Below are 13,273 nucleotides of genomic sequence, written 5' to 3' on the forward strand. Positions count from 1 at the left end.
TACGCTGGAGTCATGACCGAGACGCGATGGCTGAGTGCGGACGAGCAACGCTCCTGGGTGCGCTTCGCCGCGGTGCTTGAACTTCTCCCGGCCGCGCTCGACCTCCAGCTCACGCGGGACGAGCACCTGACGCACTTCGACTACTTCACGCTCGCGATGCTGTCCGAGACGCCGGACCGCACGCTGCGCACCTCGGCGCTCGCGGCCCGGACGAACGCGACGCTGCCCCGCTTGTCGCGGGTGCTGACGCGCTTGGAGGAGGCCGGCTTCGTGGCGCGGACGCCGTGCCCCGAGGACCGGCGGGCGACGAACGTGACGCTCACCGATGCGGGCTGGGACAAGGTCGTCCAGGCCGCACCGGGCCACGTCGAGCACGTGCGATCCCTGGTCCTCGACGCACTGACGCCGGCGCAGATCGAGCAGCTCGGTGAGATCTCCGCCGCCCTCCTGACGAAGCTCGATCCTGACGGCCGGATGTTCGCCAGCGAGGCCTGATCTCCGTCACCCTGGGGGATTCGCGGCGCTCGAGGGGTGCGTAGCGTGAGGCCCGACGTCGCAGACACCACCGAGCGCGACGCGGATCGGAGCGAATGATGACCGGATCGACGCAGCCCGAACCTGCACCACACGGGGACGAGGTGCCCCAGGACGGTCCCGCCGCGGCGGAGCCCGAATCGACGCCGCCGCCCACATCGATGAACGGTGGGACGACCTCCGTCTGGTACTTCGTCGGCGCCACGTTCCTCTTCGCCGGACCCCTGATCTTCGGTGTCGACGACTTCGGGTTCTTCCGGATCATCACCCTTGTCCTCGGGGCGGTCGTCATGGTCGCCGGGTTCGTCGTCCTGCGGCGCGAGAGTGGCAAACGGTCCTGAGGTCGCTGTCGCCTGGTCAGTTCGCCAACCGGTCAGCTCGCGAGCCGGTCCGCTCGCGAGCCGTTCAACCGGCGAGGAAGGCCCTGATGCCGTCGAGCAGGCGGTCGACGTCCTCGTCCGAGGTGTACGGGGCGACGCCGACGCGGAGGCCGCCGACGTCCTCGAGGCCCAGCGCCGCGAACGGCTCGACCGCGTAGAACGAGCCAGCCGGTGCGAGGACGTCGCGAGCGGCGAGGAACGCGGCCGCGTCGGCTGCACGCCTGCCGGGGAACGTCATGAACAAGGTCGCCGTGCGCTCGGCGGCCCGTGAGTGCAGTTCGACGAGCGGGCCGAGCTCCGCGAGGGCGTCCTCGATGCGGGTGCGCAGCGCGAGTTCCCACTCGTGGACGGCTGCGGAGGAGGCGACCAGACGGTCGCGCCTCGTCGTGGCGTCACCGGGGTCGATCGATGCGAGCACGCCGATGGCCGCCGTCACGCCGGCCATGAGCTCGTAGGGCAGCGTGCCGAACTCGAAGCGCTCCGGCACCACGTTCGTCGACGGCAGCAGCTTGTCGGGGTGGATCGAATCGAGCAGCGCCGGCGACGCGGCGAGGACACAGCAGTGCGGCCCGAAGAACTTGTACGGCGAGCAGACGAAGAAGTCGGCGCCGAGGGCCTCGACGTCGACGACGTGGTGCGCCGTGTAGTGGACGCCGTCGACCCAGACGAGCGCGCCGACCGCGTGCGCGCGGTCGGCGATCGTCCGCACCGGCGGGATGGTGCCGAGGAGGTTCGACGCGGCGGTCACGGCGACGAGCCTCGTCCGTTCGGTGACGAGGGCGTCGAGGTCCGCGAGGTCGAGCTCGCCCGTCGCCGGGTCCAGGTCGATCCAGCGCACGGTCGCACCTGCGCGGTCCGCCGCCTGAACCCACGGGCGCACGTTCGCGTCGTGATCGAGTCGGGACAGGACGATCTCGTCGCCGGCGATCCAGCCCCGCGACAGATGCCTGGAGAAGTCGTAGGTGAGCTGGGTCGCGCTGCGCCCGTAGACAATGCCGCGAGGATCGGCGGCGAGCAGGTCGGCGCACGCGGCACGGAAGGCGGTCACGGCGTCGTCCGCCCGACGCTCGGAGGCGACCGACGAGCCCCGGTTGGACAGCGGCCCGGTGAGGGTGTCGAGGATGGCCTGGCCGACGGCGAGTGGCGTCTGGGTGCCGCCGGGGCCGTCGAAGTGGGCGATGCCGGAGTCGAGGGAGGGGAACGCGGTGCGGAGGAGGGCGACGTCGAGGGTCATGCGTCCATCCTGCCGCGCCGGGAGCCAGAACGTGCGGACCAGGGGAGCGAGCACGCCATCGCTTGATACAGTGCCTGTGTGTCCAAGCTCATCGCTCCGCCCCATGTCGGGCGTCTGGAGGTCGTCGGCGTCCGCAACGCCGGCCCGAGAGAGCAGCGCACCCGGTCGACCACCTCGCCCACCCGGTGAGGACGTCGGCCTCGTTCATCGCGCTCGTCCGAGCGACGACGACGGGGCCGCGCACCCTGACGTACCCACCGCAGCGCACCGACGCGCGGAGGGTCTCTCCGCCGTCTCCACGACGGCCCAGCCGAAACCGGTGAACCCATGATCCCCCTGAACGAATCCCAGATCCGAGCCTCCTTCGTCAACGCGTCGCGCAAGGAGGTCAGTGACGTGAGCCTTCCCGTCGACCTCGACACGCTCGACTTCGAGGTGCGTGACTTCCTCGGGTGGCGCGACAAGAAGCTGCCGCGACGCGCGTACGTGGTCACGATCGTCGACGGCGAACCCGTCGGCATCCTGCTCCGGCAGGCCGACGCGATGCCCCGCACCCGGCCGCAGTGCGCGTGGTGCCAGGACATCACGCTCAGCAACGACGTCGTGTTCTACAGCGCGAAGCGGGCCGGACAGGCCGGCAAGAATGGCGACACGGTCGGCACGCTCGTCTGCGCCGACTTCCAGTGCTCGGCCAACGTGCGGAAGCTGCCGCCGCTCGCCTACGTCGGTTTCGACGCGGAGGCGGCCCGCCAGGACCGCATCGCGACGCTCAGCGTCCGTGCCGCGTCCTTCGCCTCCTCGGTCCTGAACGGCGTCGGCTGACCCGCTGAGTCGCCCGGATCTGCAAGAAATCCGCCCGATTTCGCGCAGATTCGGGCGACTCAAGGCTCGGGAGTCAGGCCCCGCCAGAAGAGGTCGACGGCGCTCGTCACGAGGTCGTCGGGCGGGACGCCGTCAAGCAGGCTGCCAGAGGCGAGTGTGGCGATGCCGTGGAAGGTCGCGAACGCGACGAGCGCGATGTGGTGCGGATCGCCGGCGGTGATCGCCCGGATCTCCTGCCCGGCGGTGACGACCCGGACGACGATCTCCATCGAGGCGTGACCGGCGGCGAGCAACTCCGTCCGGGCATCGGGCGCGTGCTTGAGGCCGAACATGAGCGAGAGGAGCGTCGGCTGAGCGAGCGCGAAGCCGACGTACGCTCGGGCCAGTGCGTCAACCTGTTCGCGGGCCCCTGCCGACGACGTGACCTCGGCTTCGGTCGCCCGCTCGAGCGCCGCGGAGAGACGACGGAAACCGTCTTCGGCGAGCGCGTCGAGGAGGGCCTGCTTGTCGCGGAAATGTCGGCTCGGCGCCGCGTGGCTGACGCCGGCATCGCGGGCGAGTCGGCGCAGCGACAGCTCATCGACGCCGTCGGTCTCGAGGCTTGCGGCGGCGGCTTCGAGGAGCGTCCGGCGGAGGTCTCCGTGGTGATAGGGCTGGGCTGACACGAGACGAGCCTACCGTTATGTTGACATTGACAACACGAGCAAAGACGGAGATGATGTCACTGACAACATTCGTGTACCGCCAGCTGAAGGATTCCCCATGACACTCGATCTCCGCGGTGGCACCGCACTCATCACGGGCGCGAGCTCCGGCCTCGGCGTCGAGTTCGCCAGACGGTTCGCGAACCGAGGGTCGAACCTGGTGCTCGTCGCAAGGCGCGCGGATCGCCTCGAGGCGCTGGCGGCCGAACTCCGGTCTGCCTCGGGTGTCGAGGTCACGGTCGTGCCGGCCGACCTCGGCGTCGCGGGTGCCGCCGAGTCACTCCACGAGGAGCTGGATCGCCGCGGCATCCGGATCACCTCGCTCGTCAACAACGCCGGGTTCGGCAGCCACGGTGCCTTCGACCAGGCGGACCCGGAGCGCATGACGGGAGAGATCCAACTCAACGTCGGGACCCTCGTCGAGCTCACGCGTGCATTCATGCCGCAGTTGCTCGAGGGGTCCGGCGCCCTGGTGACGGTCGCGAGCACCGCTGCCTACCAGCCGACGCCGGGCATGGCTGTCTACGGCGCGACGAAGGCGTTCGTGCTGAGCTTCACCGAGGCGCTCTGGGCAGAGGCTCGCGGCACCGGGCTGCGGGTGCTCGCCGTGAGCCCCGGGCCGACGAAGACCGAGTTCTTCGACGTCGTCGGGAGCGAAGACGCTGCCGTCGGCCGCAAGCAGACGAGCGTGCAGGTCATCGACACCGCGTTCCGCGCGCTCGACCGGGCTGACGGTGGCCCCAGTGTCGTGTCCGGCCGCAGCAACCACCTCGCCGCGCTCGCGACTCGGCTGCTGTCGCGTCGGACGCTCGCCCGCACGAGCGCCCGCGTCCTCGGCGGCGTACGGATGACCCGCTGAGTCGCCCGGATCTGTCGGAAATCCGCCCGTTTTCGCGCAGATTCGGGCGACTCAGCGACCAGTGAGGGCGGCGCGCACCGAGGCGACGACGGCGCGGAGGTCACGGAGATCGTCGGCCGTCAGCTCGATGACCGTCCACCCCGCGGCCCGAAGGCGGTTGGAGCGAGCGCGGTCCTTGCGCCACCGGTCGACCTCGACCCGGTGGTAGTCGCCCTGGTACTCGATGACGATCCGCGCTGCACGGTGACAGAGGTCGGCGCGGGCGAGGAACGAGCCGTTCGCCGCCCGGATCTCCTGGTTCGGTTCGAAGCCGGTGACGCCGCCGCGCACCAGCGCGACGCGGACGATGGACTCGGGCGGTGATTCCGCGCGGTGATCGAGCAGCGGGAGTGCGGCGGCGATGGCTCCACGGCCGCGCCGGCTCGGATAACGGGCTGCAGCCTCCTCCAACTCGGCCAGGCCTGCGGTACTCGTCCGAAGCAGATGGTCGCCTGTTGCGACGAGATCGGCGAGCGGGAGCGTCGCGGCAAGGTCCAGCCACGTTCGAACCGGACTCGTCAGCCGGATGCCGCCGTGGACGATCACGTCGTCCTCGTCGTCGATCGTGACCGACCGGCCGGCGATCCCGGCGGCGTGCGGAGCGCGGGCTGGTGCGGCCACGGCGAGGTCGAGGCGTTCGGGGGTGGAGAGCCGGTACGGGAGCGGCAGGCCGAGCAGGAGCGCAGCGGTCGGACCGCAGACGAAGACCCGGTCGGACAGGCGGTGGAGGAACGCACGACAGCGATCCTCGACTGACTCCACCGGGCGGGCGGACCGGATGCCGTGACCCGGTTTCTCGAGCCGACGACTGCGGAGTTCGCCGGGCGTCATCCCGCTGCGGAGCGCGTCGCCGACGAGGAACGGTCCGTCCGGAAGCTCTGCTGGCATCCCTTCACTGTGCCTGCGCCGAGTGGTTCCCTGTCCACGTTCTCCACAAGTCCGCTGACTCGCCCGGATCTGCGCGAAATCCAGCCGATTGCGCGTAGATTCGGGCGACTCAGGCGGGCGGGGCGGTCAGGGACGAGGCGCGGACCTGCAGCTCGGGCAGGACCTGGGTGCGCTGCGTCGGGCGACGACGGCCCTCGGACAGACGGGCGACCATCGTCTCGACGGCCATCCGACCGATGTGCTGCTTCGGCGGGCGCAGCGCGGTGATGGGCGGCTCGCCGTTCTCCGCCACCTCGTCGTCGTAGGCGACGATCGCGAGATCCTCGGGGATCCGCACGCCGCGGTCGAGGCAGTGGTGCTCCAGCAGGATCGCCTGCGGGTCGGCGTGCACGAACAGCGCGGTCGTCCCCGTGGCGAGGCATTCGTCGACGAGCGCACCCAGCCGGGCGTCCCTGGCGCCGTTCTCGACGTCGTCGATCTCGGCGTTCACCGTCAGGCCCGTGTCCAGCCCGAGGTCGGCGGACGCCCTCGCCCACCCGCGCCGCAGGTGGTCGGAGGTGGGGGAGTGCCGTGCCGCGGCGATGCCGATGCGACGGTGCCCCTGCTCGTACAGGTGGCGGACGGCGAGGACCGCGCCGAACTCGTGGTCCGTCGTCACCCATTCCAGTGAGCGCAGCGCGAGCGATGATGGCGCGCGACGCTCGGCCAGCACGACCGGGATCGGCAGCGCATCGAGCCAGGCGAGGAGGGCGTACCCGTCCTGGCCCGCGGTGTCGGGTGCGGCGATGAGCCCATGGATCCCACCCGTCTCGACGAGTGCGGCCATCTGTCGGCGCTGGTCGGCCGGGTCGTACGACGAGCCGCGGAGCACGAGCTGCGAGCGGCTGAGGGCGGCCGTGGCACGGGCGCCGTTGACGATCTGCGGCCAGTAGTAGCTGAGGGACGGCACGACCATGCCGATGCGGTATCGGGCGGGGCCAGCGGCGTCGGCGGATCGCGCGACCGTCTGGTCGAGGGAACTCCGGGCGGTCGCACCACCGTGGACGCGCGTGACGAGCCCGAGATCGGCGAGTGCGGTGATGTCGCGTCGGATCGTCAGCTCCGTGACACCGAGGATGACGGCGAGTTCGCGGACGACGACGGAACCGTTGCGTCGGACCTCGTCCATGATCCGTTCGCGGCGCTCAATGCCGAAGACCTGCGAGGGTCCCGTGCCGCCCGTCGGTCCCCGGTCGCCGGAGACGCCGTCGTCGCTCATCGTGCGGCCTCCACGGTGACCAGCAGACGATCCGCATCGGGACGCGGCAGCAGCCGCACGCGGGTGATCGTCTCGCCCCAGGACGACCGCATCATCGGGTCGTCGAGCCGGACGACCTCGATCGCGACCCCGGCCGCGTCGTGCTGGAGCATCACGTCCCGGGCGTCGGCGACCGGTCGACGCACGAGCAGGGTCACCGGATCGACCTCGGTCACGTCGCCCCACAGCATGAGGGTGACGGCCGTGCCCGCCGTATCGTCGAGCGACCAGACGTCCTCGATCACGACCCGCGACGCCGTGCGGTCGAGCGTCGCGGTCCGGCGCCAGTGTTCGTGCTCCGCCAGCCCGTAGGCCGCGGCGAGATCCATCGACCAGCTCGCTTGTGCGCCCTGGTCTCCGCCCCGGCGATCGCGCGCCGCGAACTCCGGTCCGTGCTGCTGCAGCAGACCGCGCGGAGCCGGGACGCTGTGCCAGTCGCTGCGCATGCACCAGATGTCGTAGCGGTGCGGGCCGAAGGTCCGCGCGTCATAGGTGGGCCGTCCGGGATCGATGATCGCGGGGACGCCGTCGAGTGCGACGATCACGCTCCCGAGGTCGTTGTGGTTGTGGTTCTCGTCGTTGTGGCCGCCCTTGAGGCTGACCGCGAGTCCGTCGGATCGCCCCTCGTGTTCCCGGGCGAGACCCACGCCGATCGACGGCAGGTCGACCGATGCCGGCAGCGGCAGGGCGGCGCTCCGGGCGTCCGCGACCGCCCACGGACGATCGAGGCAGACGCGGACGAGGCGCCCGAGTCCGGCCCGGTCCGTGGCGACGGGTGCATCGGGATCGCGATGCGCCGTGGCGTACGCGACGACGTCCGGCAGGGCGAGTCGCCGGCCCCAGCGATGCAGGAGATCGAACGGGAGCGTGCGATCACCGCGTGCTCGGGCATCCGCGACGTTCACGTACCAGTCGGCGGACAGCTGCATCCGCAGCGGGAAGCGCAGTGACTCGGGCAGCAGGTCGAGGCCGTCGAGCGCGAGGCGACCTCCGGCGAGACGATCGAGGGTCTCGACCGCTTCGAGCGCGCGTGCCGCCCCGTTCCACCAGTACTCCCAACCCTCGTCGATCGCGCCGTCCCGGGGAGGCCCGCCAGGTAGCGGTCGATGCCGTCGACCGCCCGATCGATGACGAGTTCGGCGCGGTCGGGGCTGCAGAGCACCGCCGCCGCGGCGATCGTGTTGCCGAGGATCCAAGGGTTCCAGTTGTGGAGGACGACCGGCTCGCCGTCAGGGTCGACGTCGAGGCCGAGCCAGTGCCAGTCGTCGCGGTCGAGGAACGGCCGGAACACCCGCTGCTCGGCCTCGGCTCGCAGCCGGTCGGTGAGGCCCGGGTAGCGCTCGTCGAGCTCGTCGCCGAGGACGGCGATCGCCCAGGCGACGGCCGCGACCGCCTCGCCGGCGCCGAGGTCGAGGAACGGTTCGTCGAGCGACGGCGTCACCGTCCCGAACCGACGGAACGCGTCGTCGTGGGCCGCCCAGCACCAGGTCGTCTGCTCCGCGAGGAGCCACAGGCCGTCGGCGACCTCGGCGAGTGGGTCGTGCGGCGCCGTGACCGCGACACCGGCTGCGGACGCGGCGGCGAGGATCACGGCGCGGGAGAGGCGTGCGAGCCGGTCACCGACCGCCGTCTCGTAGGAGAGGCGCTCCCCGACGAGCGGGTAGGCGCTGTACTGCGAGAAGAGCGGCTGGGGCCAGGGCGTCGCGGCATGGTCGGTGGTCGCGGACTCACGGGTCGCCTGGGCGACGAAGGAGTCGAGCAGCCGCCGGTCGATCGAGCTCCAGTCGCCGTCCGGCACGATGGACCGGAGTGCGGTCGCCGGGCGCTGTGACCACGCCGTCACCAACGGGCCGTGCGACCGACGTCGCTCATCGGTGGCCGGTGTGGCGGGTGCGGTCTGCGAGGGTGGATGCACGACGTCTCCATGATCATCTTCGATCGAGCTTGTTCGTTTGTGATCGACTGTTTTGACTCCGATCGGATTGGAGTATTCACTACCTGACAACCGCATGCAACCGCGGCCCACTCGAAGGAGAGCACCAGATGTCGAACGCCGCGCGCCCCGCAGCCCTGGTCGCCATGTGGCCCGACGTGTTCTCGACGCTCTTCGACGACGCCCGCCTGGCCCGGCTCCACGAGCTGTGCGAGGTCCGCGACGACGAGACCACCGGCGACCTCGACGACCCGGCGCTCGCCGCACGGCTCGCGGAGGTCGAGGTGCTCATCACCTCATGGGGCACCCCGCCGCTCACGGCGGAGCGGCTCGACCGCATGCCCCGGCTGCGCGCGGTCTTCCACTGCGCCGGCACGGTCCGCTCGCTCGTGACCGACGCGGTCTGGGAGCGCGGCATCGTCGTCACCACGGCCGCCGAGGCGAACGCCATCCCGGTCGCCGAGTTCACCTTCGCCTCGATCGTGCTCGCCGGCAAGCGGGCACAGGTCTTCGCCCGCGACCCTCGGGCGCACCGTCGCGAGTGGCGCACCCTGCTCGAGACCACGAACCTGTCCAACCTCGGACGCCGCGTGGGCGTCGTCGGCTTCTCGCGCATCGGCCGTCGCGTCGTCGCCCTGCTCCAGCAGCTCGACGCGGTCGAGGTGCTCGTCGCCGACCCCTACGCCGACGCCACGGCCGTCGCCGCGGCCGGAGCCCGCCTCGTCCCGCTCGACGAGCTCCTGCCGAACGTCGACGTGCTCTCGCTGCACGCCCCGGAGCTCCCGGAGACGAAGCGCATGATCGGGGCTGCCCAGCTCGCGGCGCTCCCGGACGGCGCCACGGTGATCAACACGGCCCGCGGGAGCCTCCTCGACACCGACGCCCTCGCGGCGGAGTGCGCGAGCGGACGCCTCGACGCGATCCTCGACGTCACCGACCCGGAACCGCTGCCCGTGCACTCGCCGCTGCTCGACCTCCCGAACGTCTCGATCACCCCGCACATCGCGGGCTCCCTCGGCCGGGAGACGCTGCGCATGACGGACGCGGCGCTCGACGACCTCGAGCGGTTCGTCAACGGCGAGGACCCGCGCGAAGCCGTCCGGGTCGCCGACCTGGGGGTGAGCGCCTGATGGTCGCGCTCCTGACCGCCCCGGCGTCGGAGACACTCGCCCTGGACCGCACCCTGTCACCGTCGACCGGCTGGACGCGCAGGCACTGGGAGGACCTCGCGGACCGGCTGCTCGGCGGTGCCGAACCCTTCACCTCGCCCGGTCGTGCCCGTATCCTGTTCCCGGGTGCGCCGGGCGGCTACGGCTCCGACATCGACGGGCTGGAGGGGTTCGCGCGGACGTTCATGCTCGCCGCCTTCCGGATCGCCGGTGATCCCGCGCGGACGGGCAACCTCGTCGAGCGCTACGCCGCGGGCCTCGCAGCGGGTACCGACCCGGACTCCCCGGAGCGATGGCCGCGGCCCGACGAGGTCGACCAGGCCAAGGTAGAGGCCGCAGCCATCGCGATCGGGCTCCACCTCACCCGCGCCGAACTCTGGGACCGTCTCGACGACCGCACCAAGCGCACGACGATCGACTGGCTCGCCGCCGTCATCGGCCAGCCGTACCCGCCCATCAACTGGGTGTGGTTCCGCATCGTCGTCGAGGAGTTCCTCCGCACGGTCGGCGGCCCGTTCTCGGAAGCGGACCTCGAGGAGGACCTCGCGATCGCGGACGGTTTCTTCCGCGAGGACGGCTGGTTCGCCGACGGCGGCACGCGCGCCTACGACCACTACACCGGGTGGGCGCTCCACCTCTATCCGGTCCTGTGGCGCACGATGCTCGCACCGGGCCACCCGCATCAGGCTCGACTCGACCGCTACGACGCCCACCTCGACCGCTACCTGGAGGACGCCGTCGCGCTCGTCGGCGCGAACGGTTCGCCGCTCGTCCAGGGGCGGAGTCTCATCTACCGCTTCGCCGCCGCCGCACCATTCTGGGCCGGTGCGATGGCCGGGTCCACCGCGCTCTCGCCGGGACTCGTCCGTCGGGCGGCCAGCGGTGTCGTGTCGCACTTCGACGCGGCCGGCGCCCCCGACGACCGCGGGATCCTGACGCTCGGCTGGCACCGGGAGTGGCGGCAGCTCGCACAGTCCTACTCCGGCCCCGGTTCGCCCTACTGGGCGTCCAAAGGCATGCTCGGGCTCGCGCTCCCGGCCGAACACCCGGTGTGGACGGCGATCGAGGAACCACTGCCGATCGAGCGGGGCGACATCCTCCGCACCGTCGTCGCCCCGGGCTGGATCGTCAGCGGGACGACCGCCGACGGCATCGTGCGCGTCGTCAATCATGGGACGGACCACGCGAACGACGGCGTCGCCCAACGCGACGCCCCGCTGTACGCGCGTCTCGGCTATTCGACGGCGAATGCGCCCGTGCTTTCGGCCGATGCCCGCGACCCGTTCGACGGATCGGTCGTGCTCCTGGACGCCGAGGGTGTCCCGAGTCACCGTTCCGGGTTCACCCGAGGTGGGCTGACGACGCTGCCGACCTCCGACGGGTCGTCCACCGGTTGGGCGACGTCCTCCGGTCTCGCCCGATGGATCGACGCCGATGCCGACGGCCCGGACCACGGCCACGGTCACGCTGCGGACCGGATCCGCACCGGCGCGCGGATCGACCTCTGTTCAGCAGTCCGTGGTCCCTGGGAGGTGCGGTTCGTCCGCGTCGTCCCGGGCGCGGGCGACGAGGTCCCGATCGGCGCGCTGCGTGTCGGCGGGTGGACCGTCAGCGGTCGTGACCTGGCCGTCGCCACCGACCCGACCTCGGCGGTCGCCGTCGCCGACGGGGTGCGTTCGGCCGTCGTCGAGCTCCAGAGCGACCACGACCAGGTCCCGACCGCCGCGCGTCGGTTCGGCGTCCGCGTGCTCGACGACGCCACGCCGCTCGGACCCCGTTCGGGCACGCCGTGGTGCGAGACCGACGGACCCGTCCGCCCGGACCACTGGCACGCGTTCGCGCTCCTCCTGGACGGCGCCACGCAGCCGGGCGTCGTCGCCCCGGCGATCGCGGGCGACGCCGGGTCCACCGGCCGCACCATCACCTGGCCGGACGGGGCGACGACCTCGCTCGACCTGCCCGCGTCGCACTGACGCCCACCGACCTCTCCATCCCGCAGCATCCCCGTTCCACCTGCACCGCCACCTGCACCGCCATCACCACCGACAGCACCACTACTCACCGAGGAGCATCCGCAATGAAGCGACCCATCCTGACCATCTCCGCGATCGCCGCAGCCGCCGGCCTCGCCCTCACCGGCTGCTCGGGTGCCGGCTCCGCCCAGCAGGACGAGGACGGCCCCGTCACGCTCAGCGTCTCCGTCTGGAACTACGACCAGACGCCCGAGTTCAAGGCGCTCTTCGACGCCTTCGAGGCCGAGCACCCCGACATCACGATCGAGCCCGTCGACATCCTCGCCGACGACTACTCCGACAAGGTCACGACGATGCTCGCGGGCGGCGACAAGACCGACGTCCTCACCATGAAGAACGTGACCGACTACGCGCGCTACGCGAACCGCGGCCAGCTCGTCGACGTGGGCGACGTCGTCGACGACATCGGCGCGGACAAGCTCGCCGGGATCGAGCCGTTCGCGCTCGACGACACCTACTACGCGGCGCCGTACCGACAGGACTTCTGGCTGCTGTACTACAACAAGGCCATCTTCGACGCGGCCGGCATCGAGCACCCCGACAACCTCACCTGGGACGAGTACGCGGACATCGCGGCGAAGCTCACCTCGGGTGACGGCGACTCCAAGGTCTACGGCACGTACAACCACTACTGGCGGTCCGTCGTCCAGTCGATCGCCGCAGCCCAGACCGGCGGCGACCTCATCAGCGGCGACTACGGCTTCATGCAGGACCAGTACGACCTCACCCTCGACCTGCAGGAGAAGGGCTACGCGCTCGATTACGGCACGGCGAAGACCCAGCAGATCAGCTACCGCACCATGTTCGAGACCGGCAAGGCCGCGATGATGCCGATGGGCACCTGGTACATCGCGGGCATCGCGCAGTCGATCGAGACGGGCGCGACCGACGTCGACTGGGGTGTCGCGCAGATGCCGCAGCTGCAGTCCGGTGAGGAGACGGTGACCTTCGGGTCGCCGACCGCGTTCGCCGTCAACAAGAACTCCACGCACCAGGCCGCCGCGAAGACCTTCCTCGAGTTCGCCGCGAGCGAGGCCGGCGCGAAGGCGATCGCCGCGATCGGTGTCGTCCCCGCGTACCAGTCTGACGACGTCACCGCGGCGTTCACGGCCCTCCCGACCGACGGCCTCTCGGTCAAGGCGTTCCAGGAGCCGAAGGACGTCGTCCTCGAGATGCCCGTGAGCGAGTACTCCTCCGACGTCAGCTCGATCCTCGACGAGGAGCACGACCTCATCATGGTCGGCGAGTCGGACGTCGACGACGCCATCACGAAGATGCAGGACCGCGTCAAGAACGACGTCCTCGTCGACTAGCCGCGTTCGCGGGGCCGGCACGCCCGGCCCCGCGATCCTCGCGTCCGCCCGGCGCGTCCCCACCGACC

The 13,273-nt window shown here is 71.1% G+C and carries 13 protein-coding genes; 7 read left to right on the plus strand and 6 right to left on the minus strand.

Annotated features, from left to right (window positions below; all coding sequences use genetic code 11):
* The first annotated feature begins 12 nt into the window (after window positions 1–12).
* Both FGL15_RS12050 and FGL15_RS12055 read left to right on the plus strand, forming a co-directional pair.
* A complete protein-coding gene (locus tag FGL15_RS12050) occupies window positions 13–495 on the plus strand; it encodes a MarR family winged helix-turn-helix transcriptional regulator (RefSeq protein ID WP_138946226.1) in 483 nt (160 codons plus the stop codon).
* 98 nt (window positions 496–593) lie between these two features.
* Window positions 594–875, plus strand: a complete 282-nt coding sequence (locus FGL15_RS12055; protein ID WP_124768530.1) for a hypothetical protein — start codon at window positions 594–596, stop codon at window positions 873–875.
* 64 nt (window positions 876–939) lie between these two features.
* Here the strand turns inward: FGL15_RS12055 and FGL15_RS12060 are convergent, their stop codons facing one another.
* On the minus strand, window positions 940–2,148 hold the full coding sequence (locus FGL15_RS12060; protein WP_138946227.1) for a cysteine desulfurase-like protein: 1,209 nt from the start codon (window positions 2,146–2,148) through the stop codon (window positions 940–942).
* 327 nt (window positions 2,149–2,475) lie between these two features.
* Here FGL15_RS12060 and FGL15_RS12065 point away from each other — a divergent pair, with 327 nt between their 5' ends.
* A complete protein-coding gene (locus FGL15_RS12065) occupies window positions 2,476–2,970 on the plus strand; it encodes an FBP domain-containing protein (RefSeq protein ID WP_138946228.1) in 495 nt (164 codons plus the stop codon).
* A gap of 59 nt (window positions 2,971–3,029) precedes the next feature.
* Here FGL15_RS12065 and FGL15_RS12070 read toward each other — a convergent pair whose 3' ends face one another.
* A complete protein-coding gene (locus FGL15_RS12070) occupies window positions 3,030–3,635 on the minus strand; it encodes a TetR/AcrR family transcriptional regulator (RefSeq protein ID WP_138946229.1) in 606 nt (201 codons plus the stop codon).
* 97 nt (window positions 3,636–3,732) lie between these two features.
* Here FGL15_RS12070 and FGL15_RS12075 point away from each other — a divergent pair, with 97 nt between their 5' ends.
* Window positions 3,733–4,533: an SDR family oxidoreductase gene (locus FGL15_RS12075; protein ID WP_138946230.1), complete on the plus strand. Its 801-nt coding sequence runs from the start codon at window positions 3,733–3,735 to the stop codon at window positions 4,531–4,533.
* A gap of 51 nt (window positions 4,534–4,584) precedes the next feature.
* On the opposite strand, the gene FGL15_RS12080 is transcribed toward FGL15_RS12075, so the two are convergent.
* From FGL15_RS12080 to FGL15_RS12095, 4 genes are all read right to left on the minus strand, one after another.
* Entirely contained in the window at window positions 4,585–5,460 is an 876-nt protein-coding gene (locus FGL15_RS12080; protein WP_138946231.1) for an endonuclease domain-containing protein, read from the minus strand.
* A 109-nt stretch (window positions 5,461–5,569) separates the two neighbouring features.
* Window positions 5,570–6,718: a substrate-binding domain-containing protein gene (locus FGL15_RS12085; RefSeq protein WP_085512005.1), complete on the minus strand. Its 1,149-nt coding sequence runs from the start codon at window positions 6,716–6,718 to the stop codon at window positions 5,570–5,572.
* Window positions 6,715–7,686, minus strand: coding sequence for a heparinase II/III family protein (locus FGL15_RS12090; RefSeq protein WP_138946232.1), 972 nt, complete (start codon window positions 7,684–7,686; stop codon window positions 6,715–6,717). Before FGL15_RS12090 ends, FGL15_RS12085 begins: the two co-directional genes overlap by 4 nt.
* Window positions 7,659–8,600 (minus strand): hypothetical protein, encoded by a 942-nt coding sequence (locus FGL15_RS12095; RefSeq protein ID WP_168223392.1) that lies wholly within the window; start codon window positions 8,598–8,600, stop codon window positions 7,659–7,661. Before FGL15_RS12095 ends, FGL15_RS12090 begins: the two co-directional genes overlap by 28 nt.
* Before the next feature lie 200 nt (window positions 8,601–8,800).
* Here FGL15_RS12095 and FGL15_RS12100 point away from each other — a divergent pair, with 200 nt between their 5' ends.
* From FGL15_RS12100 to FGL15_RS12110, 3 genes are all read left to right on the plus strand, one after another.
* Window positions 8,801–9,820 (plus strand): hydroxyacid dehydrogenase, encoded by a 1,020-nt coding sequence (locus tag FGL15_RS12100; protein WP_205858615.1) that lies wholly within the window; start codon window positions 8,801–8,803, stop codon window positions 9,818–9,820.
* On the plus strand, window positions 9,820–11,832 hold the full coding sequence (locus FGL15_RS12105; RefSeq protein ID WP_138946234.1) for a DUF2264 domain-containing protein: 2,013 nt from the start codon (window positions 9,820–9,822) through the stop codon (window positions 11,830–11,832). The genes FGL15_RS12100 and FGL15_RS12105 overlap by 1 nt, the downstream gene beginning before the upstream one ends.
* Window positions 11,833–11,936: 104 nt before the next feature.
* Window positions 11,937–13,205, plus strand: coding sequence for an ABC transporter substrate-binding protein (locus FGL15_RS12110; protein ID WP_138946235.1), 1,269 nt, complete (start codon window positions 11,937–11,939; stop codon window positions 13,203–13,205).
* Window positions 13,206–13,273 lie beyond the last annotated feature (68 nt).

The organism is Plantibacter sp. M259, from assembly GCF_006065115.1.
In the GTDB taxonomy this organism is placed as follows: Bacteria; Actinomycetota; Actinomycetes; order Actinomycetales; family Microbacteriaceae; genus Plantibacter; species Plantibacter auratus.